Source organism: Rhodopseudomonas sp. NSM, from assembly GCF_052445935.1.
Classification (GTDB): domain Bacteria; phylum Pseudomonadota; class Alphaproteobacteria; order Rhizobiales; family Xanthobacteraceae; genus Rhodopseudomonas.
The window spans coordinates 151,399-177,708 of record NZ_JBQTCH010000008.1 but is presented as its reverse complement, the minus strand read 5'-3'; the positions used below and the strand labels follow the sequence as shown (position 1 = coordinate 177,708).

The following is a 26,310-nucleotide window of genomic DNA, read 5'->3' as shown; positions in this document are numbered from 1 at the left end:
AAACTGTTTTCCGGCCGGCTCCGGCCGGTTGAGGACTTTTCCTCACCGAGATCGGAGATCGCGGGCTTTCTCAGCTCCTGTCGTCAGATCTTCTGGGCGATGGCGATATTCAGCGGCGTCAGCAACATCCTGATGCTGACCGGCTCGTTCTTCATGTTGCAGATCTACGACCGTGTCCTGCCGAGCCGAAGCATACCGACGCTGATCGCGTTGCTCGCGCTGGCGATCGTACTCTACTTTTTCCAGAGCGCGCTCGATCTGATTCGTACGCGGATCAGCGCGCGCATGGGACGGCATCTGGACGAGACGCTGGGCGAGCGCGTCTTCGATGCCGTCATCCGCCTGCCCCTGAAGACGAGGGGAGATGGCGATGGGCTGCAGCCCATCCGCGATCTCGACCAGGTGAGGGGCTTCCTGGCGAGCGGTGGCCCGTCTGCATTGTTCGACATGCCGTGGATGCCGGTTTATCTGGCCATCTGCTTTCTGTTCCATTTCTGGATCGGCGTGACGGCATTGGTCGGGGCGCTGGTTCTGGTCGTGATCATGATCATGACCGAGTTGCGCTCGCAGGGGCCCGCAAAAGCGTCGGCGCGTTTCGCCATTCAGCGGAATTCGCTGGCGAGCGAGGGGCGGCGCAACGCCGAAGCGCTCCACGCGATGGGGATGCGTCGGCTGGCGGCTGCGCGCTGGCGCGAAGCCAATCAGAAATATCTCGCAGCCAGTGAAGCCGCGAGCGACGTCGGCAGTGGACTGGGTAACATGTCCAAGGCGTTCAGGGCGATCCTGCAGTCGGGCGTGCTGGCGGTCGGTGCGTATCTGGTCATCAATCAGGAATCGACTGCGGGGATCATCATTGCGGGCTCGATTCTGACCTCCCGGGCTCTGGCGCCGGTCGAGACCGCCATCGCCAACTGGAAGGGCTTCGTGAGTGCACGGCAATCCGGGCACCGCCTCGATCAGCTCCTGACGCTGCTGCCGAAAGAAGAGGACCCGCTAGCGCTGCCGGCGCCGGTCGAAGCGATCGCGATGGAGCGCGTCTACGTCAATGCGCCGGCGTCGGATAGAGCCGTCCTCAACGACGTCTCGTTCAATCTGAGAAAAGGCGACGGTCTGGGCATCATCGGCCCGAGTGGGTCCGGAAAGTCGTCGCTGGCGCGGGCGCTGGTCGGTGTCTGGCCTCAGATGCGCGGCAAGATCACCCTCGACAATGCCGCGCTCGGGCAGTGGTCGTCGGAAGCCCTGGGCCGACACATCGGCTATCTGCCGCAGGATGTCGAACTGTTCGACGGCAGCATTGCGGTGAATATCGCGCGGTTCGATCCCAATGCCAGCCCGAAGGCGGTGCTTGCGGCGGCGCGCGCGGCCGGCGCCCATGAACTGATCCTGTCGTTTCCGGACGGCTACGGCACCAAGATCGGCGAGGGCGGCATGTCGCTCTCGGCGGGTCAGCGCCAGCGCATCGGACTGGCGCGGGCGTTCTACGGCGATCCTTTCCTCGTCGTTCTCGATGAGCCGACCTCGAATCTCGACGCCGACGGCGAAGCCGCATTGACCGAAGCAATTCTCAACGTGCGTCGCCGCAATGGGATTGTCGTGGTGATCGCGCATCGGCCCAAGGCGCTCGATGGCGTCGATCATGTCCTGGTGATTGCGAACGGCAAGGTGCAGTCCTTCGGCAGGAAGGAAGATGTTCTGACGAAAGTGCTTCGCGCGGCGCCGCTGAAAGTCGTGGGAGAACGCGGATGAGCAGCTCGGGAAGTCCTGCGCTTCATTCCATCCAGCGCTACATGATCGGCGGCGCGGTGCTGGTCGTGCTGGTCACCTTCGGTATCGGCGGCTGGGCTTCTACCACCGAGCTGTCGGGAGCGGTGGTGGCGCAGGGCGTGATTGTGGTCGATTCGAGCGTCAAGAAGGTCCAGCATCCGACCGGCGGCGTCGTCAGCGAACTCCGCATCAAGGAAGGCGATCGGGTGAAGGCGGGTGACATCTTAGTGCGCCTCGATGAGACCCAGACACTGGCCAACGCGACGATCATCATCCAGAGCTTCGACGAGTTGCAGGCACGGCAGGCCCGTCTGGAAGCGGAGCGCGATGGCGCCGACCAGATCGTGTTTCCGGGCGTGCTGCTCGAGCGTGCAAAGGACACCAGGTCGGAGGCTGCCCGCGCGATAGCCGCTGAGCGGAGCCTGTTCGACGTCCGGCGGCTGTCGCGCAGCGGACAGAAGGCCCAGCTCAGGGAACGGAGCTCCCAGCTCCAGAACGAGATTGCGGGCTATTCGGGTCAGCTCGCAGCCAAGCAGAAGGAAGTCGGTTTCATCTACCAGGAACTCGAGGGCGTTCGAACGCTTTGGCAAAAGAACCTGGTGCCGATCGCACGCTTGACCGCATTGGAACGGGACACGGCGCGCATCGAGGGCGAGCGCAGCCAGTTGTCCGGGATGATCGCTCAGGCGAAAGGCAAGATTTCGGAAATCGAGCTGCAGGCAATCCAGATCGATCAGGATCTGCGCACGGAGGTCGGCAAGGACCTGATCGAGACGCGCTCCAAAGTTTCCGAACTCTCCGAGCGGAGAACCGCCGCCGCGGATCTGCTCAACCGCATCGACATCCGCGCGCCGCAGAACGGACGGGTGCACCAGTTGACCGTCCATACGGTCGGGGGCGTGATTTCGCCCGGCGAGCAGATCATGCTCATCGTGCCCGACAACGATGCGCTCGCGATCGAGGTCAAGATCGCGCCCCGCGACATCGATCAGCTCTACATCGGGCAAAAGGCGATCCTGCACTTTGCAGCCCTCAACCAGAGAACCACGCCCGAGATCGAAGGAGACGTGGTGCTGGTGTCGGCGGATCTCACCCAGGATCAGCGCACCGGAACGAGCTACTACAACGCGCGCGTATCGCTGAAGCCCGACCAGGTGGCGCGGCTCGGAGACTCCAAGCTGGTGCCCGGCATGCCCGTCGACGTGTTCGTCCAGACGCCGGGCCGGACCGTTCTGGCATATCTCATCAAGCCGCTCAGGGAGCAGGCCGAGCGCGCGATGAAGGAGCGATGACAGGGACGTCGCGCACACCGCATGTCAGGCGCATGTCAGGGCGGCGGGCACTCCATTGCCGCCGCTTCATCGGCGGGTCCTCGGCTGGCTTCTGTCGCTCCCGCTCCAGTCACGCGTATCGATCAGCGGCACGATGTCCGGCCCCTCGATCATGATGCAACTCAGGCGCCCTGTCGCGAAGGCCCCGGTATCGATGTTCGCTCGATTCGATCGCACATCCGGTGCGCGAACGGGTGTATGTCCGTGGACGACGAATTTCTCGAACGGCAGGCCGTGATCGAGGAAGTCTTCGCGAATCCAAAGCAGATCGCCTTCGGACTGTTCCTGCAGCGCCACGCCCGGCCGAATTCCCGCATGGACGAAGAGGAAGTCGCCACACGTAAACGACAGCGGCAGCGATTCGAGGAATGCGCGGTGCGGAGTTGGTAGTGCATCCTGCAGTTCCCGTGACAGCCGTTCGTGGTCGCCGTGGCTGCGGCTGAGGGACGGCCTCAGTCCATAGGACACCAGCGTCTCGAGGCCGCCGAACGATCGCCATTCGTCCAGCGATCGGGGGTCGGCGAGGAAGCGTGGGATGAAAGTCTCGTGATTTCCCTTCAGAAAGACGACTTCCCGCTTCCGCGCGAAAGCCAGCAGCATGTCGATCGTGCCTCTGGAGTCCGGCCCGCGATCGATATAATCGCCGAGGAAAACGACGATCGATCGCGCGCATTTGTACAGTTTCTCGTCGGCTTCGATTTGTGCCAGTTGCAGTGCGAGAAGATCCTTGCGGCCGTGGATATCTCCGATCGCGTAAATTCGAATGCCGTCCGGCAAACTGGCTTTCCTCGACGATTTCGCTTCACGTTGCGGCTTCCACACGGCGGGGTCCTGCATTGACGATCCGGCGGCGACGGTGCCGGAGTGATCGCGTTCAGTGTATTATATCCGATTTGTATCGATTTAAAAATCGACCGAAACTCGATGCGCGACTGGAGTGCAGCGCCTCTAAATCGCCGGGTTAGATGTCGGTTAAGGATTAATTGCGATATTCCGTGCTGTCAGAACGGGGCACGCGATACGAGCATGACAATGTCGCCAGCATCCGACGCGCAGTATCAGGACTTCGGTGCGATCGAGGCCGCGGTGAGGGAAACGGCACGTGGCCGCGCGTTTCTCGCCAGTTTCGCGCGGCGCGTCCAGCAATCAGACACGCTGACCTTGCTCACCATGCTCGGTCGGTTGGAGCAGGTGTCACAAGACCTCGCCTTGCGCCTGGCCGAACTGGAAGGAGCGAGCGACCCGCTATCCGGTCACTCGCTCGTTGCCAAGCCGGGCCCCCGGAGAGGGGCTGCGCTGGTCCAGGTCGGTCTATCCGTCCCGACGCCCGCGAGCGTCGACCAAGACGCAGGCACCGATCGGGCACGAAGTGTTCAAGTCCATTCCTCATTGGAGGCGCGCAACAACGCGACCATGGAGCGCATCGACGATCTGGCCGTGGCGCTCCAGAGCCTTCATCAACAGGCTGTGAGGCTGGCCTCCCAATACGACCATGTCGACGCGCCATGCGGTCCGGCATCCTTGGCGATCGACGCGCGGCCGGTCGCCGCGGCCGACAACGCGGTGCTGCCGCCGCGCTCCGGCGAGCAGGATGTCGCGGACGATGAGGTGCTCGAGCGGATCGCCGAGGCGCTGGGACCGGCACGGTAGAGCGCTTTCGCGAAGAATACCCATCAGGTCGAAGCTCCGGAACCGGCGACTCATGCCGCCAGTTGCGGACGGAACAGCACATCGACGCCGTAGCCCGTGGAGTTGTACGTGTTGGACGGAAACAGCGATTCGCTTCCATAGGCATAGACGCCGTTGCCGCTGATCAATGCCGATGACGGCGCAGTGAGTGGTCCATTGGTCACAGAATTGGCGAACAGGCCCGGGTCGGCGGAGTAGTATCCGGCCGTGTGGTAGGAGGCGATATAGGTCGTGCCGGCGGTGATCGAGACGGGCGACGCGAACTCGACCTGCTGCCAGCCGCTCGAACTTTCATTGCTGAAGGTCGCCGTCGCCATCAATGTGCCGCTCGCGGTCCAGAGGTTGGCCGTGTGCGTGCCGATATTCTGCGGTCCCTTGTAGAACCGTATGCCGGTGATATCACCGTTGGTGGACGACTGGAATTTCAGCCCGAGTTCGACAGGGTTTGGATCATTGACGGTGACCAGGCTCGGCGTGGAATTGGCGCTGAACAGACTCACGGTCGCCATCGGGTCGGTGACGCTCAGCGTCACGCCGGCGTCGGCCGTGCCACCCTGCCCGTCGGAGACGGTGTAGTGGAAAGCGGCCGACCCGACATGCCCGTCCGCCGGGGTGAAAGTGATCGTGTTGGTCTGGGCATCGAAGGCGACCGTGCCATTCACGGCATCGCTGACGCCCGTTATCGTCAGCGGGTCGCTGTTCGAATCGCTGTCATTGGCCAGCAGCGCCGATGCGTTGATGGTGTATGGCGTGTTCTTGGCGACGGTGAAGCCATCGTCGTTGACCGCGATCGGCGCCTGGTTGGTGCCGCCGCTCGCGGGGCTGAACACGACGTCGACCCAGTAATTTGTCGCGCCGAAAGAGGAGGTGGGGAACAGGTTGCCGTTGCCGTACGCATACAGGCCGTTTCCGGAGCCGGGCGCGGTGAGAGGCCCGGCCGTGTGGTCGGTGTTAAAATATCCGCCGGTCGAGGTGTAATGACCATTGCTGTGGTAGCTGGCGACATAGGACGTCCCGGCCGTGACGCTGACCGGGCTGTTGAAGGTCACCGTCTGCCAGCCGCTTTCCGATTCATTGGTGAAAGTCGCCGTCGCCAGCAGCGTGCCGGTGCTGGTCCAGAGTGAGCCGGTATGCGTTCCCATATCGCCGGCGCCCTTGTAATACTTGATGCCGGTGATCGTGCCGGACTCGGCCGTCACGAAGCGCATGCCGAGATTGACCTGAACCGTGTCCGGATCGGAGAGGTTCGCGGGGGTATCCGCGCTGGAGAACAGACTGACGCCGGATGCCGGCGGGATGACGTTCAGGCTCACGGTCGCCGCTGCCGACCCGCCGCGCCCATCGGACACGCTGTAGCTGAAGCTCGCCAGCCCGACATAGCCGGTGGTCGGAATGAACGTAATGGCATTGGTCTGCGCATTGAAGGTCGCAATGCCGTTCGAGGCGCTTCCGGCCACGATGCCCGTGATGGTCAGCGGATCGCCATCGGCATCGACGTCGTTGGCGAGCAAACTGCCCGCCTGAATGTTCAGCGCCGTATCCCGCACCGTGGCGAAGCCGGCGTCGTTGTTCGCGACGGGCACCGTGTTGGGGAGAGCCGTGACGTTGAGGCTGACCGTTCCGTTGGCGGTGCCGCCGTGGCCGTCGGAGACGGTGTAAACAAAGGACGCAGGTCCCGTATAGCCCGCGGTCGGCGTGAAGCTGACGGTGTTGGTCTGAGCATCGAAGCTTGCGGCGCCGTGCAACCCGCCGCTCACGCCGGTGATGGTCAATATGTCGCCGTCGAGATCCGTATCGTTCGCGAGCAGCGCGGAGGCGCTGATCGTCAGAACGTCGTTCTGCACGATGCTGAAGCCGCTGTCGCTGGTCGCCACCGGCGGATTGTTGGCGGAGGCCGTGACGGTCAGATTGACCGTGCCGGTCGCCGTGCCGCCCTGGCCGTCCGAGATGGCATAGGTGAAGGAGGCCGGACCGGTATAGCCCGGCGTCGGCGTGAAGGTGACCGAGCCCGTATTGGAGATCCAGGCGGCCGTGCCGTTGACGCCGACGCCCGCGCCGGTGATCGTCAGGGTGTCTCCGTCGGCGTCGGTGTCGTTGGCGAGCAGGACCGAAGCCGGAATGCTCAGCACGGTGCTCTGGGGCGTGGTGAAGCCGCTGTCGGTGGTCGCGACCGGAGCGCTGTTCACCGGCTCGACCGTGTCCGAATTCAGGATGACATCCACCCAATAATTAGTCGCGCCGAACGTGTTGGTCGGGAACAGATTGTCGTTGCCGTACGCATAGACGCCGTTGGTGCCTCCCGGCGCGGTCAGCACGCCGTTGACGTGGTCGGTCGTGAAATAATTCGCGGTCGACACGTAGTGCCCGTTGCTGTGGAAGCTGGCGACATAGGTCGTCTGCGCGGTGATCGCGACCGGACTGTCGAATGTCACTGTCTGCCAGCCGCTCGCGGTTTCATTCGTGAACGTCGCGGTGGCCAGCAGAGTGCCGTTCAAGCTCCACAGCGAACCCGTGTGGGTGCCGGTGTCATTGGCGCTCTTGTAATATTTTATCCCGGTGACGAGGCCGGCGGCCGATGAGGAGAACCGGACGCCGAGATTGACTTGCGCGGTGTCGGGGTCGCTCAACGTCTCAGGCGTGTCGGATGCGCTGAACAGCGTCGCATTGTTGGACGGAGGGGCGACATTCATATTGACGATGGCCGAGCCCGTGCCGCCGCGGCCGTCGGAGATGGCGTAGCCGAATTGGGCTGGGCCGGTGTATCCGGGATTCGGCGTGAAGGTGATGAGATTGGTCTGGCTGTCGAAGCTGACCGTTCCGCCCGAAGCCGAGCCGACACCGCTGATGGTCAGGATGTCGCCATTCGGATCGGTATCGTTGGCGAGCAACTGCGCCGCAGAGAATGTCGCCGCGGTGTTGCGTATGACGGTGAAGCCGTTGTCGTTCGTACCGATCGGTGACTCATTGACGGTGTTGGTGGGGCTGAAGATGACGTCGACCCAATAATTGGCCCCGTCCGAGGGGGTCGCCGGGAACAGGGTGTCGGCACTGTAAGTGTAATAGCCGTTGCCGACCGCCGCCGTCAGCGGGCCGACCGTCCGCGACGATGTGAAATAGTCGGGGGTGACGGCATAATGGCCGTTGCTGTGGTAACTCGCGACATAGCTCGTTCCCGCCGCAATCGAGACCGGGTTGGCGAACGTCACGGTCTGCCAGCCGCTCGCGGATTCCTGCGTGAAGGTGGCGGTGGCGAGCAGTGTTCCGGTGCTGCTCCAGAGCGAGCCGGTATGGGTGCCGCCATCGCCGATGCTCTTGTAGTATTTGATGCCGACGATGGTGCCCGACTGGGATGACGTGAAGCTGATGCCGAGGTTGACGAAGCCGACATCGGTATCGGTCAGGATGGTCGGCACGTCGGACGACGAGAAAAATGACGTCGTCGGCGCGGCGGCGACGTCGATCGTCGTGCCCGAGCCGACCTGCTCCATGTTGACGCTGTCATCGACGGCGCGCGACAGAATCGTATAGGTGCCGCCCGCGAGCGGGGTCCAGTTGTAGCTCCAGGTGTCGAAGCCGGTCGCGCGATGCCACGTGAGCCCCCCATTGGTGGACACTTCGACGACCGCGACGCTGCCACCACCGCTATCGACGGCGGTGCCGGTGATCACGATCGGCTCTGCGGCGGTGAACGATCCGCTCGCGAGCGGCGAGGTGATGGTCGAGGTCGGCGCAGTATGATCGGTGGTTTGCGAGGCGACGACCAGACTGGCCATCAGCGTCTGCGGTTGAACGCCCATGTCGGCAAAGAGATTGACCATTGCCTGCTGGACGTTCGGATCGGTCGGCGTCGCTTCATTGTCGTGGTGCGAATCGAGCCCCCAGGTCCAGTAGACGGTGCCGGCGCCGAACACCAGCGCGCCGCTGGTCTGATCGCGGTACAGCGTCAGGCTATGCGTGGCCGTTCCGGGGCCGGTGGTGTTGCCGTTGTCGAGCAGTAGCGTATCGACGTCGAGCGTCGTCGACGACAGCACGATCAGCCCGGCGGGACGGTGGCCGTTGTCGAGATCGGAATCCCATTCGTAGCCGAGCAGGTTCGGCACGAGGGAATAGGTCTGTCCGGCCTCAATGTCCCCCACCGCCGTGTTGTTCCAGAAGCGAAACTGCGACAGGTCGTAGGGAATCGTGATCGTGTCGAGGCGGTACGAATCCACGGTGAAGATCGTCCCCGTCAGCGCGTTCTCGGGCTTGCCGGCTCCGTATTGAGGATCTCGCCAGGTCCCGGTGGTGTGACCCGGATCAACGTCCGCATTGGCCCAGGTCTCCTTGTAGGAAACCATCGTCTTGTAAGGCGTGCCTGTTCCGTCGATGCTGTTTTCCCAGCGGACCTCCCAATACATCTCGTTGCCGCTCAGGAAGGCGAGATTGACCCCGGCGTCGCGCGCCGCCTCGACATTGGAGCGTTGATCCGCCGACCAGTACTCGTCGTGACCGATCGACAGGAAGATCTGGCTGTTCAGCAATTGCGCGCCGTCGCGGGCGGTATCGATACCGGAGATGTAGTTGACGTCGTATCCGTTCTGCTCGAGCCAGCGGATCGTCGGATATTCCGCCGCGAAGATGAAATCCTGCGGCCCGGCCGAGTATCCGCCGTCGCGCGTGATGATCGGTCGGTTGTAGCTGACCGCGCTCGCCCGGCCGGCATGGCCGGCGGCGTCGATCCCGCCATAGAGGTTGTAGCCTCCCCACCAATTGTAAGCCTGCCACGTGGTGTCGGAGGTCTGAAACGTGATGTCGCTGGGCGCGTCGTCATCCCTGACGATGAACGGGATGATGTTCTGGCCGCCGGTATCGAGACGCGTGAGCTCCGCAAAATAGATCCCGGACACCGCGTCCTCGGGAACGTCCCAGGAGGCCGATACCGACCAGTTTCCTGCATCGACCAGCTTCGTGGTCGGGTCGAACAGCGGGATGGGCTGGCTCTGCGGCGTTGCCAGGTTCTGCGTGAAGCTGGTGACGAGTCGCGCGCCGTCGCCGTTGTAGTAGCCGAGCCGGTAGATATCGACTCGGTAGTTGGTGGCGTCCGTATTGATCTTGAAGTCGACGCGCTCGCCATTGTCGAGCGTGAACTGGGCGGCGAATCCTTCGATACTCGAATCGGCCTGGTCGATGAGCCAGACGCTCTCCGGCGTGCCCTGCTTCATGTTTTCGAGCACGATGGCATTCGGAGTCACGTTGTTCGTCGTCGCGGCCGACGTCGGCGCATCGATCGACGAGGTCTGGACCTGCGCAGCGGCGAGATCGATCGTCAGCGGGGCGATCTCGACCGGTCCGCCGTTCGCCGTGTTGTAGTACTCGAGGACCTTGGGCGCATAGCCTGACGGACTGCCGTCGGCCCTCACGGCTCCACCGACCCTGATCGAGCAGACCGTGCACGCCCGGCCGGTGCAGGAACCGCAGGCCGATTGCAGGGAGTCTTCCTGCCACTGCGTCGACCACGCATCGATGCTCGGGGGTGGGGAGCTTTCGCCAACGGAGTCCGTCATCCTCATCTCCGACTATATAATTAATTATTGAATGTTACTAAAATTATCCGACATGTCACGCGGCAAATTAAATAGATATTAAAATTAACTGGGGATCCGAGAAGGGAGCTAACGAGTCAGTTAGTCGAGTAATTACAGATGTTTATGCCTGATTACGCTGAAATCGCGGGGCGGCACAGGTGCCGTGGCGAAATATTTCTGTTTGTTGACTTATTTAAAATGAAATGGATTGATGTCGGCGGCAACGGCGTGTGGCCGGAGTTGGGGCGCAGCCTCTGGCCGGATCGGGCGCAGCAGAGCGAGCGTCGACCGTACTCGGTGACGCTGGGGAGCGGCGGCGCCGGGGGGCGCGGGGAAGGTGGAGGCGAGCGGCTGTTGATCGGGTGAAGCTGTATGTATGCGAGAACCAGTATTGAGATGCGGCCAGATTCCCAACGAGGCGACAATCCAGCGAGCGACGGCGCCGGCAACGTGGTCGCCCTATCGCGCGGGAGCAATCCTCGGAGCGCCGCAGTGAAGCAGCGATCGGCGGGTGGCCCGGATGACCAACTGGCTCTCAGCGCTGCCGAGATTGCCCTGATGTGGATCTTGCATCATGCAACATTGCCCCTGACGCCTCAGCGATCCCTGGTCCGCGACATTGTCGAGTTCTTTCCGGTTGCGTTGAAGGCGCTCTCCCGCACGGAGAGTTTGCGGGGCGCGAGGCAGTCCGAACTTAGGTTGATCTATTTCAAAGGATTGATCGTGGCGCAGACGCACGCGAAACAGGAGATGATCGATGCCATCAGGCGCGCCGACCGAGAGCTCGACGAGGCGATGACGATTAGTGCCGCGCCGCCGGACGCTGCCGTGCGGCGTTTCGACGCGCATTCGCATCCGGCGGATCAAGACACCCTTGCGCAGATTGCCGACGCATTGGGACGTCCGCCCGGATCCGTTCAGTAGACGGCGAGAGGCTGTTTTGCGAGCGACCGGCGAGAGGCAGGCGACGGCTCGGGGCACGCCGCCGGGATCGGTGGATCAGTTCGGCCGGGGACGCCTTGATGGGGGATCGATCGAATGCTGAAGCGAGCAGCACCCGCGAGGGGCGCGCGCCAGGGAGTTGTATGGATGGATGACCAGCTTGCGAACGCGCGCGGCATGACCGAAGAGAACGAGGCCGATGAATGGCTGGCGCGGGTGCGCCGCTATCTGCGCGTGCTGACGCTGCGAAAGAAGCAGCAGTTCAATCGCCGGGTGTCGATCGGTGACCTGTTGAGCGAACGCGCTGACAATGCCGCGGCCTATGGCTTCGGTGAGGGGACCACGATGTACGACAACGTGCTCGTTCTCGGCGACGTGCAGGTCGGCCTCCACACCTGGATCGGGCCGGGCTGCATCCTGGACGGCTCCGGCGGCGGCCTCCGCATCGGCGACCATTGCTCCCTGTCGTCGGGTGTCCAGATCTACACCCATCAGACGGTGAGACGATCGGTCTCGATGGGGACGGAACCGATCGAATACGCGCCGACCCGCATCGGAGACGGGGTCTATCTCGGCCCCAACGTCGTCGTCCAGATGGGAGTGACGATCGGTGATCGGGTGGTGGTCGGCGCCAATTCGTTCGTGAACCGCGACATTGCGTCCGGTCTGAAAGCGTTCGGTACGCCGGCTCGCGTTGTTGGAGCCGTCGGCTTTGATTGAGTGCAAGCGTTCGTGCTGTTTCCCCCGTACCAGCACGATGTCCTAGGGTGTCTTTGATGTTCGATGGAGTTTCGCACAGCCGTCTCGATGGAAGCAGGCTGCTGCTCTCCGGGGATCACGCGCGCTGGAAGAATCTGGAACTGGACGGCGCAATTCAGTATCTGCGCGGCACGAGCAATGATCTCGTCGTGCGAACCACCACCGAGTTCGACAATGTCTGGCAGGCCGGTGGCGAAAGAATCAGCGCCGAGCTCTACGTCCGTCATACCAACTACATCGAGAGACCGACTCTGAGGCCGGTGAGCCTGGCGGAGAAATCGGCCACGCGGTTCGGGATTTCGGCCGAGATCTCGTTCGCCGGACAGCACGTCTACGGCTTCGAGGGCGAGCGGTTTCTGGGGCGCGCCCAGAGCGCGTTCTTGTACGTCGTTTCTGCCGACCGAACGCGGGCCGCCGTCGAGTTTCATGGCGGTGACGAAGCCAGGGGAGGCTCGCCCTTCCTGAACATATCGATCCAGCTCTCCTATGACGTGTTCCAGTCGACCTTCAAGCCCTTGTGGCTCGGCGCGCAGCGTGCGGCCATCGATGTCACCGTCGGCGTCTGCGGATTCCGGCAGACAGGTTCATCGCTCGATCAAGACGATACAGGTGATTTCGTGATGGCGAGCGGGGCCTGGTCGGCGGAGCTGAAGTCACTCAGCCTCGCGATCTCGAGCCCGCCATCGTGATCGCGGGCGCAGGATTCGGCAGCCGTCGTCGGCGTTCGATCCGTGTTCGCGGAATTCGCCGCGAGACGCTTCCGCGCAGGGCCTGGCGCGCGGAATCTGCCGACGGAAAGAGGAGGGCTATCGCTTCACGTCGCGAGTCCCTGGCCCTTCGCCCATGTGTAAGTGTCGTCCAGCGCCTTTGAAAACATCGACAGCATCAGGTCGACTTCGCTCTTCGTGATGATCATCGGCGGGCAGAACGCGAAGGTGTCGCCGAGATTGCGCGCGATCAGCCCATGCTCGTGGCTGCGCCCGGAAAGATAGGCGCCGACCTTGCCGACCGGATCGAATTTGCGCTTCGACGCCTTGTCGGCGACGAGTTCGACGGCTGCGATCAGTCCGTCACCGCGAACTTCGCCGACCATCGGATGAGACGCGAATGCGCTCAGGCCCTCACGCATATAGGCGCCGACCTCCCTGGCATTTGCGACCAGGCCACGTTCCTCGATGATGGCGAGGTTTTCCAGCGCCACGGCGGTCGCGACCGGATGACCGCCGGCCGTGAGGCCGTGCGCAAAGGTCCCCAGCGCGCCGGCCTTGTCGGCGATGCCCTGATACAGCTGCTCGGAAAAAATCACCGCGCCGAGCGGCTGATAGGACGAGGTGATCTGCTTGGAGACGACCAGGATGTCGGGCTCGACCCCGTAATGCTCGGAGGCGAACATCGTGCCCAGCCGGCCGAAGCCGGTGATCACCTCGTCGACGACCAGCAACACGTCGTATTTGCGGCAGACTTCCTGCACCCGGGGCCAGTAACCGACCGGCGGAACGATGACGCCGCCGGCGCCCATCACCGGTTCGCCGATGAACGCCGCGATCGTGTCCGGGCCTTCGGCAAGGATGGTGTCCTCCAGCTCCTTGATCAGCCGATCGGTGAACTGTTCTTCAGTTTCGCCGTCGCGGCCGAAGCGATAGTAGTGCGGGCATTCGAGATGGATCACCGGAATTTTCGGAAGGTCGAACGCGTTGTGGTTCGCGGGCAGGCCGGTCAGGCTTCCGGAGGCCACGGTGATGCCGTGATATCCGTTCTTGCGGGCGATGAACTTCTTCTTCTCGGGCCGTCCGAGGCTGTTGTTGTAGAACCAGACGAGTTTCACGACGGAGTCGTTGGCCTCCGAGCCGGAATTCGAAAACAGCACGTGGCTCAACTGGCCCGGCGCCATGGCGCAAAGCTTGTCCGCGAGCCTGATCCCCGGCGAGTGCGATTTGTGCGCGAACAGATGATAGAACGGCAGCATCGACATCTGCTTCGCCGCGGCTTCGACCAGCCGCGGCTCGCCGAACCCGACGGCCACACTCCACAGGCCCGCCAGCGCCTCGAGATAGCGCTGCCCGTTGGTGTCGTAGACGAACACCCCTTCGCCGCGCTCGATCACGACCGGCCCGACCTGCTCGTGCTGGCGCGGGTTGGTGTAGGGATGGAACAGATGCTGGATGTCGAGTTCGCGGAGTTCTCTGCTGAGGATGGTCTCGTTCATGGCGCTCTTTCATTCAGGTCGAAAGGTGTCGAAGCCGGCGGCGTGGTCAATTGGTTCGTTATGGCACCGGCCTCGGCACGCTGTCGCGCGCGCCGATAACGGCGGCGATATCGGCGCGAGCGCATAGGACTGCCGTGCTCCTTCAGCATCTGGTTCCGCTGCTGTGGGCGAACCTTGCGCCCGTGGACGAACGTACCACCCCGCATGCGGCATTGGCAGTCACCTTCGCATCGCCGGGACACGAGCCCGTTTCGCGCGCCCGATCGGCGACGGGCTCAGATTCGCCGCGAAACGGCGGACGGCGACGTCGGCCGCGATCGATCCGCGGATCTCGGAGCTGCCCTTGGGCCGCGGTAAGCGTCTTCGGGTGGGTCATCAGGATCCAGGTGAGGTACCTATGTGGCCCTATCATGCGGACGAAAGTTGCTGTTTCATAAAGCCAGCACCCCCTTTCCGTAAGGCCAGGCAGGACTCTCGATGCAATCCGACGAAGACCGGCTGATGTGGAAGGAACTGCTCGGCCGCAGCGCCAAGGAGGGAGTCCAGTTGCAGGCGCAATTGCGCAATGCCTTCGTCGACGCCATCGTCGACGGAAATCTCCCCGCGGGGCGCAGGGTGCCGTCGAGTCGTGAACTGGCGAGCCTGGCCGGCGTGTCGCGGACGACAGCGTCGCTGGTGCTGGAGAAACTGGCCGCGGACAGCTTTCTGGAGGCGCGTCCGCGCAACGGCTTCTATGTGTCCTCCGCGCTGAAGCGGCGACAGGTCACCTTCGGACGCTCCGTCGACAACGCCGACCGGCCGGACTGGGCTGCGCGCATGGTCCACGCCGAGGTTGGATATCCCTGGCAGGAGCGGCCACAAGGCTGGGAGAGGTGCAAATATCGCTTCGTCTATGGCGAGGTGAACCCCCAGACGTTTCCGTTCACGGACTGGCGGGACGCCAGCCGATCGGCGCTGACCAGCCCGGCCATCCAGCATTGGGGCCAGGACAGCGGAGGCGAAGACAGCCAGCCGCTGATCGAGCAGATCATCAACAAGATCCTGCCGCGGCGGGGCATCGCGGCCGCGGCCGACCAGGTGATGCTGACGCTTGGAACGCAGCACGGGCTCTATCTGCTCGCCCAGACCTTGCTCGGCCCCGGCCTTAAGGTCGGTGTCGAAGAGCCCGGCTACATGGACGCGCGCTTCATCTTCCTCCGCAGCGGCGCGGATCTCATCTCCATCCCGATCGATGCCTTCGGCATGACGATCGACAAGCGGTCGACCGATTGTAACTATCTGTATTGCACGCCGAGCCATCAGGCGCCGACCGGCGTGACGATGAGCACGGAGCGGCGTCTGTCGCTGCTCACCCAGGCGGTCGTGCAGGACCAGATCATCATCGAGGACGACTACGAGCCGGAACTGAAATATGACGGCGCCGCCGCGGCGTCGCTGAAGGCGATGGATCGGTCGGGTCGGGTGATCTATCTCAGCAGCCTGTCGAAGCTGGTCTGCCCCGGCTTGCGGATCGGCTATCTGGTCGGCCCCGAGACGCTGATCGCCGAACTCAAATCGCTGCGACGATTGATGCTGCGGCAGTTGCCGGGCAACAATCTGGCCAGCGCCGCGCAGTTCATCCGGCAAGGGCACTACGACCGCTTGATGACCGAGATGCGCAAGTCGCTCGAGGCGAAGGCGAAGCTGATCGTCGATACGCTCCGCAAGGAACTGCCGATAGCGGAATACGCGGCGCCGACTGGCGGCTCGGCGATCTGGATGCGGATTCCGGGATGCCGCAACCCGTCGAAGCTGCGCGCCGCCTGCTTCGATGCCGGGGTTCTGATCGATCCGGTCGAGCCCTATTTCGCCGTCGCCCCGAAGGAGACCTGGGTGCGGTTGAACTTTGCGTCGATACCGAAAGAACTGGTGGAAGCCGGCATGGTCGTGTTCGCCCGGACCGTGAGCAAGCTGCTCCGGAGCGGCGGGTAGCGCGACCGTGCCTGCGCTGCGGTCCCAGATGTTCCGCAGTGACGGGGCGTACGGCCGGACTAATCGTAGCCCCGCAGCGCCGATTTCACCGCCTCGGTGAAGGCGACCACTTCCGCCACCCGGTCGTGCTCGCCGGGTCCGCGATATCTCGGCTGGGGAAACGCGCCGAGCGTGACGATGGCGAGCCGCTCGGCGCGGTTGATGTAGATCCGCTGTCCGGCGAAACCCACGGCCGTCATCGCGCCGTCCTCGGCGATCCACCAGGAGTAGCCGTAGCCATCGAGCGCCCCGGAGGTGATCTGGGGCATCAAAGCGCGGTCGGAATCGGAGAACGTGTAGGTCCGGCGATTGGCGTCGTCGTTCCATCCTTCCGGCAGCAGGCGCGCGCCGTCGACGACGCCGTCGTCGAGCACGAATTGCGCGAAGCGGCCGAAATCGCGCAGCGCGATGCCCGCGCGGCTGCCGCCGATCTCCAGTCCGTCCGGCGACTCCAGCGTGTAGAAGGCGTCGAATTCCATGCCGCAGGGCTGCCAGATCTTGCGCGACATGTAGTCGGCGAGCGGCATGCCGACAGCGCTGCGCAACACCGCGCCGAGCAGGAAGGTGTCGCCCGTGTTGTAGTGCCAATGCGCGCCAGCTGGATGTTCGCGTGGCAGCGACCTCAGCAAGGCAAAGACTCCGCCGGGCACGCCGTCGGCGAGGGATTTGCTGTAGCAGTTCACGTCCGACTGCTTGTCGGTGTAATCTTCGTTCCATCGGATGCCGGAGGCCATCGTCAGCAGGTGCCTGATCGCGACCTCTTCGTAGGCGGAGCCGGCGAGCGACGGCACGTAGGTCGTCACCGCGTCGTCGAGCGAATGGATCGCACCGTCCTGCAGCGCCACGCCGACCAGGGTCGCGGTGATCGACTTGACGGTCGACATCGTGCTCCAGCGATCGGACGGCAGCAGCCCCAGCCCGTACTGCTCGATCACGACCTTGCCGTTCTTCAAGACGAGCAGTCCGCTCAGCGAATTCCGGTCGATAAACTCGTCGAGCGAAAAGGTCGCACCGCCGCTCCGGTAGCTGACCTGGACATGCTGTCCATAGCTGAGAGGGCGCGGCGAAGGACCTTTGCGGATGACGCGTGAATTGAACAGTCTGTCGACGATGCGATAGCCGTAAGCCTGAACATTCGGCGGCCACAGCAGAAAGTCCTCGGCCTTCGGCAGATGCGCGGTCGGCCGCGCCGGAGTTCCCGGCCTGATCGGATTCGTCGCCGCGTAGCCGGGCGGCGCCGGCACGTCCATCTCCAGCAGCGCCGAACTCAGCGACTTGCCGTGGCTGTCCAGCGACAACGATCTGGCGACGCCGCCGCCGAGCGCGTCGTCGAGCACGAAGTTGAAGGAATGGATGCTCGGCAGTTCGTAGCGTTCGACGGCGCCATGCACGATGCCCCGGAAGTGCGCCTTGACCCGCTCGGCCGTCACCACCTCGCGGAGATAGTCGTAGTGCGACGGATCGTAGGGGATCAGGGAGATGTTCGACCTGTTGCCTTTGTCCCCGGTGCGCGAATGCGCCAATTCTCGAAGCTTCATTCAAGACTCCAGCATGGTCACGACGGGAGTAGTCTGCTCGCGGGGGATCAGCACCGATTGCACTGCGATCACTTCGCGGACGAGTTGAACGACGCCGCCTCCGCCGGCCGGACCGTTGGTGTAGAGCGACTCGACCTCCCGGGCGAGGGCCTCGGCCAGTGTGCGGGTCGCGAACCTGGCGGCGATCCGCAGCCGGATTTCGTAGGGATCGCCCATGCCGCCGGCAAGGCGTTGCCCGTGCAGCGAGTCGACGCCGATCAGATCGACCTTCAGTTCATCGACGGCGACGCCGGCGCGCGCCAGCCGCTGGCGCACGATGTCGCCGGCCAGTCGGGCCCTGGCGACCGCGCCGCTGCCGCCATACGAAATCTGCCCCTCTCCGATATAGCCGTCCCGGTAGGCGACCGAGACTTTCAGGGTTTCGGGCCGGGGCGTTCCTTTGGCGCCGGTGAGCCGAACGCGGTCCTCGCCAATTTCCTCGATGCGGACCTCCGAGAAGTCCGCGACGACATCGGGCTGATAGTACGCGCGCGGATCGTGGATCTCGTAGAGCAATTGCTCCTTGCAGGTCGCCGCGGTCACGCATCCGCCCGTGCCGGGCAGCTTGGAGATCACCAGAGCGCCGGTCTCGTCGACCTCGCCGATCGGGAAGCCGAGATTGCCGAGATTCTCCACGTCCTTGTAGCCCGGGTCGGCGAAGTAGCCGCCGGAGACCTGACCCGCGCATTCCAGCATGTGGCCGATCAGCGTTCCCCGCCCCATCATGGTCCAGTCCGTTATCGACCAGCCGAATTCGTGCACGAGCGGGCCGAGAAACAGCGCCGGGTCCGAGACGCGCCCGCAGATCACCACATCCGCTCCCGCCTCGAGCGCCTCGCAAATGCCGGACGCGCCGAGATAGGCGTTCGCTGCGACGATCTCGTTCGACAGGGCGCTGAGCGGATCTCCCGATTCCAGAAAGCGGGCGGATGAGCCTTTCAATCGCGCCAGCACGTCATCGCCTTCGAGCACGGCGATCTTGAGGTCGGGAATGTTCAGCTCTCTGGCGATGCGCTGCGCCAGCCGCCCGGCCGCCGCGGGGTTGACGGCCCCCATGTTGGTGACGATGCGGAAACCCTTGTCACGCTGGATCGGCAGGACGGCGCGCATCCGCGCCTCGAACATCGGATCGTAGCCGAGTTCGGGCGAAAGCTGCTTCTGCTGTTGCGCGAGGGCGATGGTGCGCTCCGCCAGGCATTCGAAGATCAGGTAGTCGAGCTCGCCGTCCTGCGCCAGATCGAGCGCGGGTTCGATATGGTCGCGCGCAAAGCCCGCGCCCGCCCCGAGCCGAACCACCCGCTTTCCCTTGCTATCCATGGTGACCATGCTGTGTCCCGGCTATTTGCTTTGGTGGTCCGTCGGCTGGCGCAGCCGACGCCCGAATGCCCGAGGTCTGGGTTGTGATGCGGGAGCCGCACGCCGGCGCTCGCAGTCCGGCTAGCCGCCGAGCGCGGCCGGCGAGATGCTGCGTTCGATGACGCTGCGCATGACGAAGCTGGAATGCAGCCGCGACACCCCCGGCATCCGGGAGAGATGTTGCTTGTGGATGCGCTCATAGTCCTGCATGTCGCGCGCCTGCACCTGCACGAGGTAGTCGTCGTTTCCGGACATCAGGTAGCACGACACGACATCGGCGCATTTGACGATCTCGCGTTCGAACGCGGACAGCGCATCCTCGCTCTGCTTGTCGAGGGTGATGTGCACCAGCACGGTCATGGTGAAGCCGAGTTCGGCGGCGTCAACCTTGGCCGAGTAACCCGTGATGACGCCGCTCTTCTCGAGCTGGAGCATGCGCCGCGTGCAGGCCGTCGGCGACAGCCCGACCCGTTCCGACAGAACGACCTGGCTCATCCGCGCGTCCTGGACGAGATGGCGGAGGATCTTGCGATCGATCGGGTCGGTTTCTGCAGCCATTGGCGTCAAATCACTCCCGCCGGGGGAATTTCGATAAAACCTGGCAAAGAACGCAAGATTCCATCGTGGGATGCATCATTACCACGAATATTCGCCAAGAACCACCACGCCCGTCCTGACATCCTGTTGCCGGCGACAGTGGCAGAGGATCGGGACGTGAGCGTCGAGATGAGGCAGGGGCATCGTCATGCCGGGGCGACACTGACCGTCGATCTTGCGGCCATCCGGTGGAATTATCGCTGTCTGGACAGCCTCACCATCGCTCTCGGCGATCTGCCAGACGGGAGCCTGGCGCGCGGTGCGGAGATCAAACTGATCGGGCCGCATCAGTCGGTCGACGAGCTCGCCTCCGCGAGCGGCACCATCGGCTACGAAATCCTGACCGGGCTCGGCGATCGCTACCGACGAATCTATCGCGACGTCGCTGATCGGCCGCAGGGTGGTGAATTCCTGAAAGAGATGGTGCCATGAGGGTTCTGGTCCTGGGTGCCGGCGTGGTCGGCGTCACGACGGCGTATTATCTGGCCAAGGCCGGCTTCGAGGTCACCGTGATCGACCGTCAGCCCGGCCCCGGCCTGGAGACGAGTTTCGCCAATGCCGGCGAGGTCTCGCCCGGCTATGCCTCGCCGTGGGCTGGCCCAAGCGTGCCGCGCAAGGCGATACAGTGGATGCTCGATCGTCACGGACCGCTGGTGGTGCGGCCGCAGGCCGATCCGGCGATGTGGCGCTGGATATTCCAGATGCTGCGCAACTGCACCGCGAGCCGCTACGCGCTCAACAAGTCGCGGATGGTCGGCGTCGCCGAATACAGCCGGGACTGTCTGCGCGCCCTGCGTGCCGATATCGGCATTGCTTACGACGAACGCAGCCGGGGCACGCTTCAACTGTTTCGCAAGCAGTCGCAGCTCGATGCGATCGGCGGCGACGTCGATATTCTGCGTCAGTACAATGTCCCATTCGAGGTGCTGGATCGCGCCGGCTGCATTCGCGCCGAGCCCGGACTGGCCGCGGTGCAGAATGCGTTCGTCGGCGGATTGCGACTGATCGACGACGAGACCGGCGATTGTCATCTGTTCACGCAGCGGCTGGAGGCTGTCGCCGCCGCGCTGGGCGTGAAGTTCGTATATGAGACGACGATCCGGAGCATCGATACGCAAGGCAGTGCGGTGACCGGGGTGACGACCGACAAGGGCAGGTTCGTGGCCGACCGCTACGTGATGGCGCTCGGCAGTTTTTCGCCGCTGCTGTTGAGGCCGCTCGAGGTCGATATTCCGGTCTATCCGGTCAAGGGATACTCGATCACGGTGCCGATCGTCGACGAAGCGATCTCGCCGCAATCCACCGTGATGGATGAGAGCTATAAGGTCGCGATCACGCGGCTCGGCGATCGCATCCGGGTCGGCGGAACGGCAGAAGTCGGCGGCTACCAGCCGCGATTGCCGCTCAACCGGCGTGTGACGCTGGATCGGTCGCTGACCGATCTGTTTCCGGGAGCCGGCGATCTTTCAAAGGCGACGTTCTGGAGCGGACTGCGCCCGATGACGCCCGACGGCCCGCCGATCATCGGGCCGACGCGGTTCGACAACCTTCACCTCAACACCGGCCATGGCACCCTGGGCTGGACCATGGCGTGCGGCGCCGCCCGCGTGGTGGCGGACCAGATTCAAGGCCGCGAGCCCGAGATCGACGCGCGGGCCCTGTCGATGGCGCGCTACGATCAGAAGATCGGTCCGGCGAGTTGGAAACACTTGCCGCGGAGCTGAGGCGGGTTCGCCCAAGATTGCGTGAAAATCGCGCGCTCGGAGTTCCGGTTCTGACAGAACCGATACTCCGAGGCTTGCGCCACCGTGATGCGAGCGTCCGCAACGCGGCATTCGCGGTAATTACTTGGACGTTGGTGCGGCCGCTGCCTTTCCGCTGTTCGGGTTGAGCGTCTGCGCCATTTCGAGATGGTGCTTCAGCGCCGGCAGGGTCTTGGCCGCCCAAGCCTTCAGTTCGGGATGGTCGCCGCTCGCGGCATAGCCTTCGAACAGCGCAATCGCTTGGTTGTGGGCCTCGACCTGCTGCGAGGCGTACAAGGCGGCGAACTCGTCGCCCCGCGCCTTGTTCAGTGCGTCGTATTTTGCCTGGTGCGCGGCATCGAGTTGACTCGGCACATCGACGTCGAACTTTCCGACCACGATGAAGCGCTTCAGCTCGGACGACGTCTTGCCGTGGTCCTCGATCATCCGTGCGGCGAAGGCCTTCTGCTGCTCCGTGCCGCGGGCCTCAGCCAGCCGGGCCGTCGCAAGCTCGAACAGGTCGGAGATCGCGACTTTCGAGATGAATTGCTGCGTATTGGCGCTGATACTCGGCGATGCGGCCGTGCCGGTCTGAGTGGTTGCCGGCTGGGCGGACACGTGGGTCGGGAACGCATAGGCCTGGGCCGCGAGCGTGAGGCAGCTCAGTGCAATGGCGGCGCGTTTCATCGTGGTTCCTTTCGGTCTCTTCATCCATGGAGCGGGCAGCCGGCACAAGTCCGACATCCCGTGTTGCGGCTTCAAGCCACGAGAAGACGAGCGGTTCCTTGGCGCCCTCGAGGTTGCCAGGGGCAGAATGGCGCAGGCTCTCGCGGCGGCGATGATCGCGACATCGACGGGGAGGGGCCGTGGTGCGGACCGCGGCGAGCTGCGGCCGCCGAGGATTCACGTCGCCACCATTCGCTCGTAACAAGGAACGAGGCGCGCTCGGATCGATTGATGTTGGATTCTGGAGGAACCACCATGCCATCGACGTTGCCATCGACATTTCCGAAGCCGCCTTATCCGGCGCAGCAACAATCGATGCCGGGAACAACAGCCGACATGAATCCGCGGCCCGACCACGGCGAGACCAGCTACAAGGGGGCCGGCCGGTTGAAGGATATGAAGGCTCTCATCACTGGCGGCGACAGTGGCATCGGTCGCGCCGTGGCGATTGCCTATGCGCGCGAGGGCGCCGATGTTCTGATCTCGTACCTGAATGAAACGGAAGATGCGGCGGAACTGAAGGCGCTGATCGAGAAGGAGGGCCGCAAGGCCGTTCTGGTGGCCGGCGATCTGCAGGATCCGGCGCATTGCCAATTGGTCGTGAAGCGGGCGGTCGACGAACTCGGCGGCCTCGATATCCTGGTCAACAATGCGGCGCACCAGGCGGTGTTCAAAGACATCGGCGACATCAGCGACGAGGAGTGGGAGTTGACGTTCCGGGTGAACATCCACGCCATGTTCTATCTCACCAAGGCGGCCGTGCCTCACATGAAGCCCGGCAGCGCCATCGTCAACACGGCGTCCGTCAATTCCGACATGCCGAACCCGTCCCTTCTCGCTTATGCGACGACAAAAGGGGCGATCCAGAATTTCACCGCCGGGCTCGCCCAGATGCTCGCCGAGAAAGGCATCCGCGCCAATGCGGTGGCGCCTGGGCCGATCTGGACGCCGCTGATTCCCTCGACGATGCCCGAGGACGCCGTGGTGAATTTCGGGAAGAATGTGCCGATGAAGCGCGCCGGCCAACCGGTGGAACTGGCGACCGCCTACGTCATGCTCGCCGACCCCCAGTCGAGCTATACGTCCGGAACGACAGTCGCGGTGACGGGAGGGAAACCCTTCATCTGAGCGGGCGTTGCCGAGAGGCGCGCAGTTGGCGAGCGGCCGCTTCGCGCTCGGCATTAAATAGCTGGTCCGTGTCGTGACGCGCGGGCTGATGGAAAAGGGAGACGCGGCAAGTGCAACAGGCGATCAGCGGAGAATTTTCCACGAGGCGAGGCGCAGAACTCGCCGTCGAGCAACTCGTCCAGGAACACGGCATCGACCGGGCGGCGATCGCCGTGATGGCGCGCGGAGAAGCCAACAGTTCTGGTTCGAAGATCGCCGGCGCGGATGCCGAAAGCGGCCATCCCGGCGTCGAGAAGCAGGGCGCCCCGGAATTGAACGGAGCAATCGACGTGTCGATCGCCTGCAGTCCGTCAGAAGTGCAGGTGGTCGAGACGGCTCTGAAAAAAGCCGGCGCGAATCGGATCACCAGAGGCTGAAGAGAAGCGCGGGCCGCCACGATGTGGCCGGCGCCCCGCCGACTCGGGCTGTGGCGTCGACCATGTCGGAGGCGGCGGACGTCTTGCGGCAGGATGCCGATTGAAATCACCCGGATGTTCGTGGTAACGGCGGTGATGGCGTAGCCTCATTGCCGTGTCCGGGCTGTGGTGAACTGGATGTCATACGTCCGGCTGCCCGTCGTCCATTTCCCGGCAGTCTCGCCGCCAACACCCCGCCCGATCTGGGCTGTTGTGTGTCACGTTGTTATTTCGAGCAAGCATGTGCAGTCCGCATCAGGCGACCGGCCGCAGATTTTCACGCTCGAGATCGATGGCCGGCCGGTGCTGTCCTTCGAAGCAACCGATTTGTCCGAAGCGCAGGGCATCGCCCGGGACACCGACCTTCGAACCGATCTTTGCGCTCTGACGTCTCGGGGAAGTGCGATCTGTTCGGGCACGGCGATGCTCGCCGCGCGTGCGGCGAACGCGGCTGAAGCTGCGGTGTTCGAGAACGCCCTTCGACTCGCTCCGGCATCCGACGAGCCGACGATGGCGTTCCTGATCGCGATCGACGGGGTGACGGTGATTTCGGTCGGGCCGGATTGACCTCACCCGACGTGGCATTCCGCGGTGCGGTTCAATCCTTCCACGGACTGAAGGATCTGGTTTCACCGGGCCTCAATGGCCCGAGATGGCGCAGCACGCTGTCGTAGCCGCGATCGGTCGTCTTGTAGACCAGCGTATCGTCGATCGCCTTGCCGTCGCGGCCCCGGCGCAGGCGCAGCAGCAGCGTGCCGTCGTTCTGAAGCGTCGCCGTGCCGCTGAATGGCATCGACGGCCTCGCATCCGAGGGCGACGGCTTGACCTCCTGTGCGACCGCCAAGCTGCTGCTTGCGATCGATAGCAGGACGGCGAAACGCTGCAGCGGGATCATCATCGGATGCTTGTTGTTCGGCGGCTGTTGATCCGATGCCTCAGCGCGATCGCCCGGACGTCGAGGGTTGGGCTCGCGGACCGGCGCTTTCGAGCGCCTGTGCGATCGTGGTCCACAGCGGCTTCGGCTGCAGATTGTCGTCGTAGGGCAGCGGTCTCGCCAGCCAGGTCTTGTCCTTCGCCATGCCGCGCCAGAACGAGTATTTGTCCGCGAGCTGCCAGGTGATGAGCGCCTTGACGGCCGGATGGCGCAGCGTCGGTTCGAGGAATCGCTTCGCGGTCTGCGCCACCGCCGCGTCGCGCTCGGCGATGTCCGCGGGCAGTGACGTATCGTCGACATCGAATTCCGTGAGATAGATGTCGACGCCGTGATCCGCGAGCTGGTGCAGAAATTCGCTGAAGCGTCCGGGGTCGTGCGGAAATTGCGGCCGGAGGTGGCTCTGCAGGCCGACCACGTCGAGCTTGGCGCCGGCGTTCTTGAGATCGGCGACCAGCTTCAGCAAGCCGCTCCGCACCGCGAGTCCGACCTCGTCGTCGCGCTCGGTCTGCGCTTCATTGAGCACCAACGGGGTTTTCGGATCGACCGCGACCGCCCGCCTGAACGCGCGCAGAATGTAGTCGGTGCCGAACGCGTCGTACCATGGACCGACGCGAAAGCCGCCCGGGGCGCGATGGCCGGGCCAGAACGGCTCGTTGACCAGATCCCACGACTGCAGCCTTCCGACGTAGCGCGCCACGACCTCGTCGATGTAGGAATCGAAATACGAGCGTCGCTCGGCCACGCTCATGGCCTTGACCCAGGCCGGGACGCTTTCGTTCCAGATCAGGCAGTGCCCGCGCATCGCGATCTTGTTCTGATCGCAGAAGGCCAGCAGCCGATCGGCGGCGCCGTATTGTTTCGGGCCCGCCTGCGGCGCGATGCGACTCATCTTGAAGGCGACGTCTGTGGTGATGATTTTGGTCTGCGCGACGTAGAGCTCGCGGTAGGCGGCGTCCTTGTCGATCTCCTGCGCGGCGGCGGAGCCGAACATGATGCCGTTCCTGGCGGCGATGGCCGCGAGACTCCGGGGCGCCGCGGCATCGGCAGGTCGCAGGCTGGAGGTGGCGAGGCCGGCGGCGGTCATCTGCAAAAGGCGGCGACGAGAGATGTTGTTCATTCGGCAAGCCCCTTGATCTTCTGGCACGATGTGGACGACGTCGAGGAGATCCGGACGATGCTCGCCATCGATCCGATCTGCGCGCGCTCCCGCCTGGTGAAGAAATGCAGTGTCGCGCGCGGAAAGGCGTCGCAGAATTGCGACAGCGTTCCGGCGGTGGCGGGGATGGTGTCCTGCTTCGGAAGAACGCCGATTCCGCCGTCCTTCAGGACGTAGGCGTCCTTCACGTTCGACATCGCCCCCGCAGCCAGGCACGTCCTGAACAGATCATTGTAAGCCTTGGCGGGCCTGGTGAGGTCGCCGGAGTTGAGAAGATATTCGTGGCTCTTGCTGCAAGTGTCCGCCGCGGCGGCCGCGATGCTGAACGGCAGGATCAGCCCGGCAATGATGCAGACGAGCCGCTTCATCGCTGC

22 protein-coding genes are annotated in these 26,310 nt (G+C 63.9%); 12 read left to right on the top strand and 10 right to left on the bottom strand.

Features of this window, described 5'->3' with window-relative positions; translation table 11 throughout:
* Positions 1-3: 3 nt before the first annotated feature.
* Both ACTZWT_RS19980 and ACTZWT_RS19975 read left to right on the top strand, forming a co-directional pair.
* Entirely contained in the window at positions 4-1,746 is a 1,743-nt protein-coding gene (locus ACTZWT_RS19980) for a type I secretion system permease/ATPase (protein WP_444771524.1), read from the top strand.
* Positions 1,743-3,056: an HlyD family type I secretion periplasmic adaptor subunit gene (locus tag ACTZWT_RS19975; RefSeq protein ID WP_444771429.1), complete on the top strand. Its 1,314-nt coding sequence runs from the start codon at positions 1,743-1,745 to the stop codon at positions 3,054-3,056. Before ACTZWT_RS19980 ends, ACTZWT_RS19975 begins: the two co-directional genes overlap by 4 nt.
* Before the next feature lie 66 nt (positions 3,057-3,122).
* On the opposite strand, the gene ACTZWT_RS19970 is transcribed toward ACTZWT_RS19975, so the two are convergent.
* Positions 3,123-3,932 carry a metallophosphoesterase family protein gene (locus ACTZWT_RS19970; RefSeq protein WP_444771428.1) on the bottom strand — a complete coding sequence of 270 codons (810 nt, stop codon included), beginning with the start codon at positions 3,930-3,932 and terminating at the stop codon, positions 3,123-3,125.
* A 195-nt stretch (positions 3,933-4,127) separates the two neighbouring features.
* Here ACTZWT_RS19970 and ACTZWT_RS19965 point away from each other — a divergent pair, with 195 nt between their 5' ends.
* Positions 4,128-4,745 carry a hypothetical protein gene (locus tag ACTZWT_RS19965; RefSeq protein WP_444771427.1) on the top strand — a complete coding sequence of 206 codons (618 nt, stop codon included), beginning with the start codon at positions 4,128-4,130 and terminating at the stop codon, positions 4,743-4,745.
* Positions 4,746-4,795: 50 nt separating this feature from the next.
* Here ACTZWT_RS19965 and ACTZWT_RS19960 read toward each other — a convergent pair whose 3' ends face one another.
* Complete coding sequence (locus ACTZWT_RS19960) at positions 4,796-10,327, bottom strand: DUF4082 domain-containing protein (RefSeq protein ID WP_444771426.1); 5,532 nt, start codon at positions 10,325-10,327, stop codon at positions 4,796-4,798.
* Between the two features lie 513 nt (positions 10,328-10,840).
* Between ACTZWT_RS19960 and ACTZWT_RS19955 the strand changes: the two genes are divergently transcribed.
* The 3 genes from ACTZWT_RS19955 (at position 10,841) to ACTZWT_RS19945 (ending at position 12,738) form a co-directional block, all read left to right on the top strand.
* Positions 10,841-11,272 (top strand): hypothetical protein, encoded by a 432-nt coding sequence (locus tag ACTZWT_RS19955; RefSeq protein ID WP_444771425.1) that lies wholly within the window; start codon positions 10,841-10,843, stop codon positions 11,270-11,272.
* A gap of 114 nt (positions 11,273-11,386) precedes the next feature.
* A complete protein-coding gene (locus ACTZWT_RS19950; RefSeq protein ID WP_444771424.1) occupies positions 11,387-12,010 on the top strand; it encodes an acyltransferase in 624 nt (207 codons plus the stop codon).
* A gap of 56 nt (positions 12,011-12,066) precedes the next feature.
* Positions 12,067-12,738: a hypothetical protein gene (locus ACTZWT_RS19945; RefSeq protein WP_444771423.1), complete on the top strand. Its 672-nt coding sequence runs from the start codon at positions 12,067-12,069 to the stop codon at positions 12,736-12,738.
* Positions 12,739-12,863: 125 nt separating this feature from the next.
* Here ACTZWT_RS19945 and ACTZWT_RS19940 read toward each other — a convergent pair whose 3' ends face one another.
* Positions 12,864-14,255 (bottom strand): aspartate aminotransferase family protein, encoded by a 1,392-nt coding sequence (locus tag ACTZWT_RS19940; RefSeq protein WP_444771422.1) that lies wholly within the window; start codon positions 14,253-14,255, stop codon positions 12,864-12,866.
* Between the two features lie 477 nt (positions 14,256-14,732).
* Between ACTZWT_RS19940 and pdxR the strand changes: the two genes are divergently transcribed.
* Positions 14,733-16,226, top strand: a complete 1,494-nt coding sequence (pdxR, locus tag ACTZWT_RS19935; RefSeq protein ID WP_444771421.1) for a MocR-like pyridoxine biosynthesis transcription factor PdxR — start codon at positions 14,733-14,735, stop codon at positions 16,224-16,226.
* Between the two features lie 59 nt (positions 16,227-16,285).
* Here pdxR and ACTZWT_RS19930 read toward each other — a convergent pair whose 3' ends face one another.
* The 3 genes from ACTZWT_RS19930 to ACTZWT_RS19920 form a co-directional block, all read right to left on the bottom strand.
* Complete coding sequence (locus tag ACTZWT_RS19930) at positions 16,286-17,803, bottom strand: serine hydrolase domain-containing protein (RefSeq protein WP_444771420.1); 1,518 nt, start codon at positions 17,801-17,803, stop codon at positions 16,286-16,288.
* Complete coding sequence (locus ACTZWT_RS19925) at positions 17,804-19,168, bottom strand: acyclic terpene utilization AtuA family protein (RefSeq protein WP_444771419.1); 1,365 nt, start codon at positions 19,166-19,168, stop codon at positions 17,804-17,806.
* Positions 19,169-19,279: 111 nt separating this feature from the next.
* Positions 19,280-19,756 carry an Lrp/AsnC family transcriptional regulator gene (locus ACTZWT_RS19920; RefSeq protein WP_444771418.1) on the bottom strand — a complete coding sequence of 159 codons (477 nt, stop codon included), beginning with the start codon at positions 19,754-19,756 and terminating at the stop codon, positions 19,280-19,282.
* Between the two features lie 156 nt (positions 19,757-19,912).
* Here ACTZWT_RS19920 and ACTZWT_RS19915 point away from each other — a divergent pair, with 156 nt between their 5' ends.
* Both ACTZWT_RS19915 and ACTZWT_RS19910 read left to right on the top strand, forming a co-directional pair.
* The gene (locus tag ACTZWT_RS19915) at positions 19,913-20,227 is read left to right on the top strand and encodes an alanine racemase C-terminal domain-containing protein (protein ID WP_444771417.1); all 315 of its coding nucleotides are present in this window, start codon (positions 19,913-19,915) and stop codon (positions 20,225-20,227) included.
* Positions 20,224-21,519: a D-amino acid dehydrogenase gene (locus ACTZWT_RS19910; protein WP_444771416.1), complete on the top strand. Its 1,296-nt coding sequence runs from the start codon at positions 20,224-20,226 to the stop codon at positions 21,517-21,519. Before ACTZWT_RS19915 ends, ACTZWT_RS19910 begins: the two co-directional genes overlap by 4 nt.
* Positions 21,520-21,639: 120 nt before the next feature.
* On the opposite strand, the gene ACTZWT_RS19905 is transcribed toward ACTZWT_RS19910, so the two are convergent.
* Positions 21,640-22,224: a DUF4142 domain-containing protein gene (locus tag ACTZWT_RS19905; RefSeq protein ID WP_444771415.1), complete on the bottom strand. Its 585-nt coding sequence runs from the start codon at positions 22,222-22,224 to the stop codon at positions 21,640-21,642.
* A gap of 294 nt (positions 22,225-22,518) precedes the next feature.
* On the opposite strand from ACTZWT_RS19905, the gene ACTZWT_RS19900 reads away from it, so the two are divergent.
* The 3 genes from ACTZWT_RS19900 to ACTZWT_RS19890 all read left to right on the top strand — a co-directional run bounded on the left by ACTZWT_RS19900 (position 22,519) and on the right by ACTZWT_RS19890 (position 24,413).
* Entirely contained in the window at positions 22,519-23,391 is an 873-nt protein-coding gene (locus ACTZWT_RS19900) for an SDR family oxidoreductase (protein ID WP_444771523.1), read from the top strand.
* Positions 23,392-23,501: 110 nt separating this feature from the next.
* The gene (locus tag ACTZWT_RS19895; protein WP_444771414.1) at positions 23,502-23,807 is read left to right on the top strand and encodes a hypothetical protein; all 306 of its coding nucleotides are present in this window, start codon (positions 23,502-23,504) and stop codon (positions 23,805-23,807) included.
* Positions 23,808-23,984: 177 nt separating this feature from the next.
* The gene (locus ACTZWT_RS19890; protein WP_444771413.1) at positions 23,985-24,413 is read left to right on the top strand and encodes a hypothetical protein; all 429 of its coding nucleotides are present in this window, start codon (positions 23,985-23,987) and stop codon (positions 24,411-24,413) included.
* Positions 24,414-24,444: 31 nt separating this feature from the next.
* On the opposite strand, the gene ACTZWT_RS19885 is transcribed toward ACTZWT_RS19890, so the two are convergent.
* The 3 genes from ACTZWT_RS19885 to ACTZWT_RS19875 all read right to left on the bottom strand — a co-directional run bounded on the left by ACTZWT_RS19885 (position 24,445) and on the right by ACTZWT_RS19875 (position 26,304).
* Positions 24,445-24,639, bottom strand: coding sequence for a hypothetical protein (locus tag ACTZWT_RS19885; RefSeq protein WP_444771412.1), 195 nt, complete (start codon positions 24,637-24,639; stop codon positions 24,445-24,447).
* A gap of 142 nt (positions 24,640-24,781) precedes the next feature.
* Entirely contained in the window at positions 24,782-25,897 is a 1,116-nt protein-coding gene (locus tag ACTZWT_RS19880; protein WP_444771411.1) for an endo-1,4-beta-xylanase, read from the bottom strand.
* On the bottom strand, positions 25,894-26,304 hold the full coding sequence (locus tag ACTZWT_RS19875) for a hypothetical protein (protein ID WP_444771410.1): 411 nt from the start codon (positions 26,302-26,304) through the stop codon (positions 25,894-25,896). The genes ACTZWT_RS19880 and ACTZWT_RS19875 overlap by 4 nt, the downstream gene beginning before the upstream one ends.
* Positions 26,305-26,310: the final 6 nt, after the last annotated feature.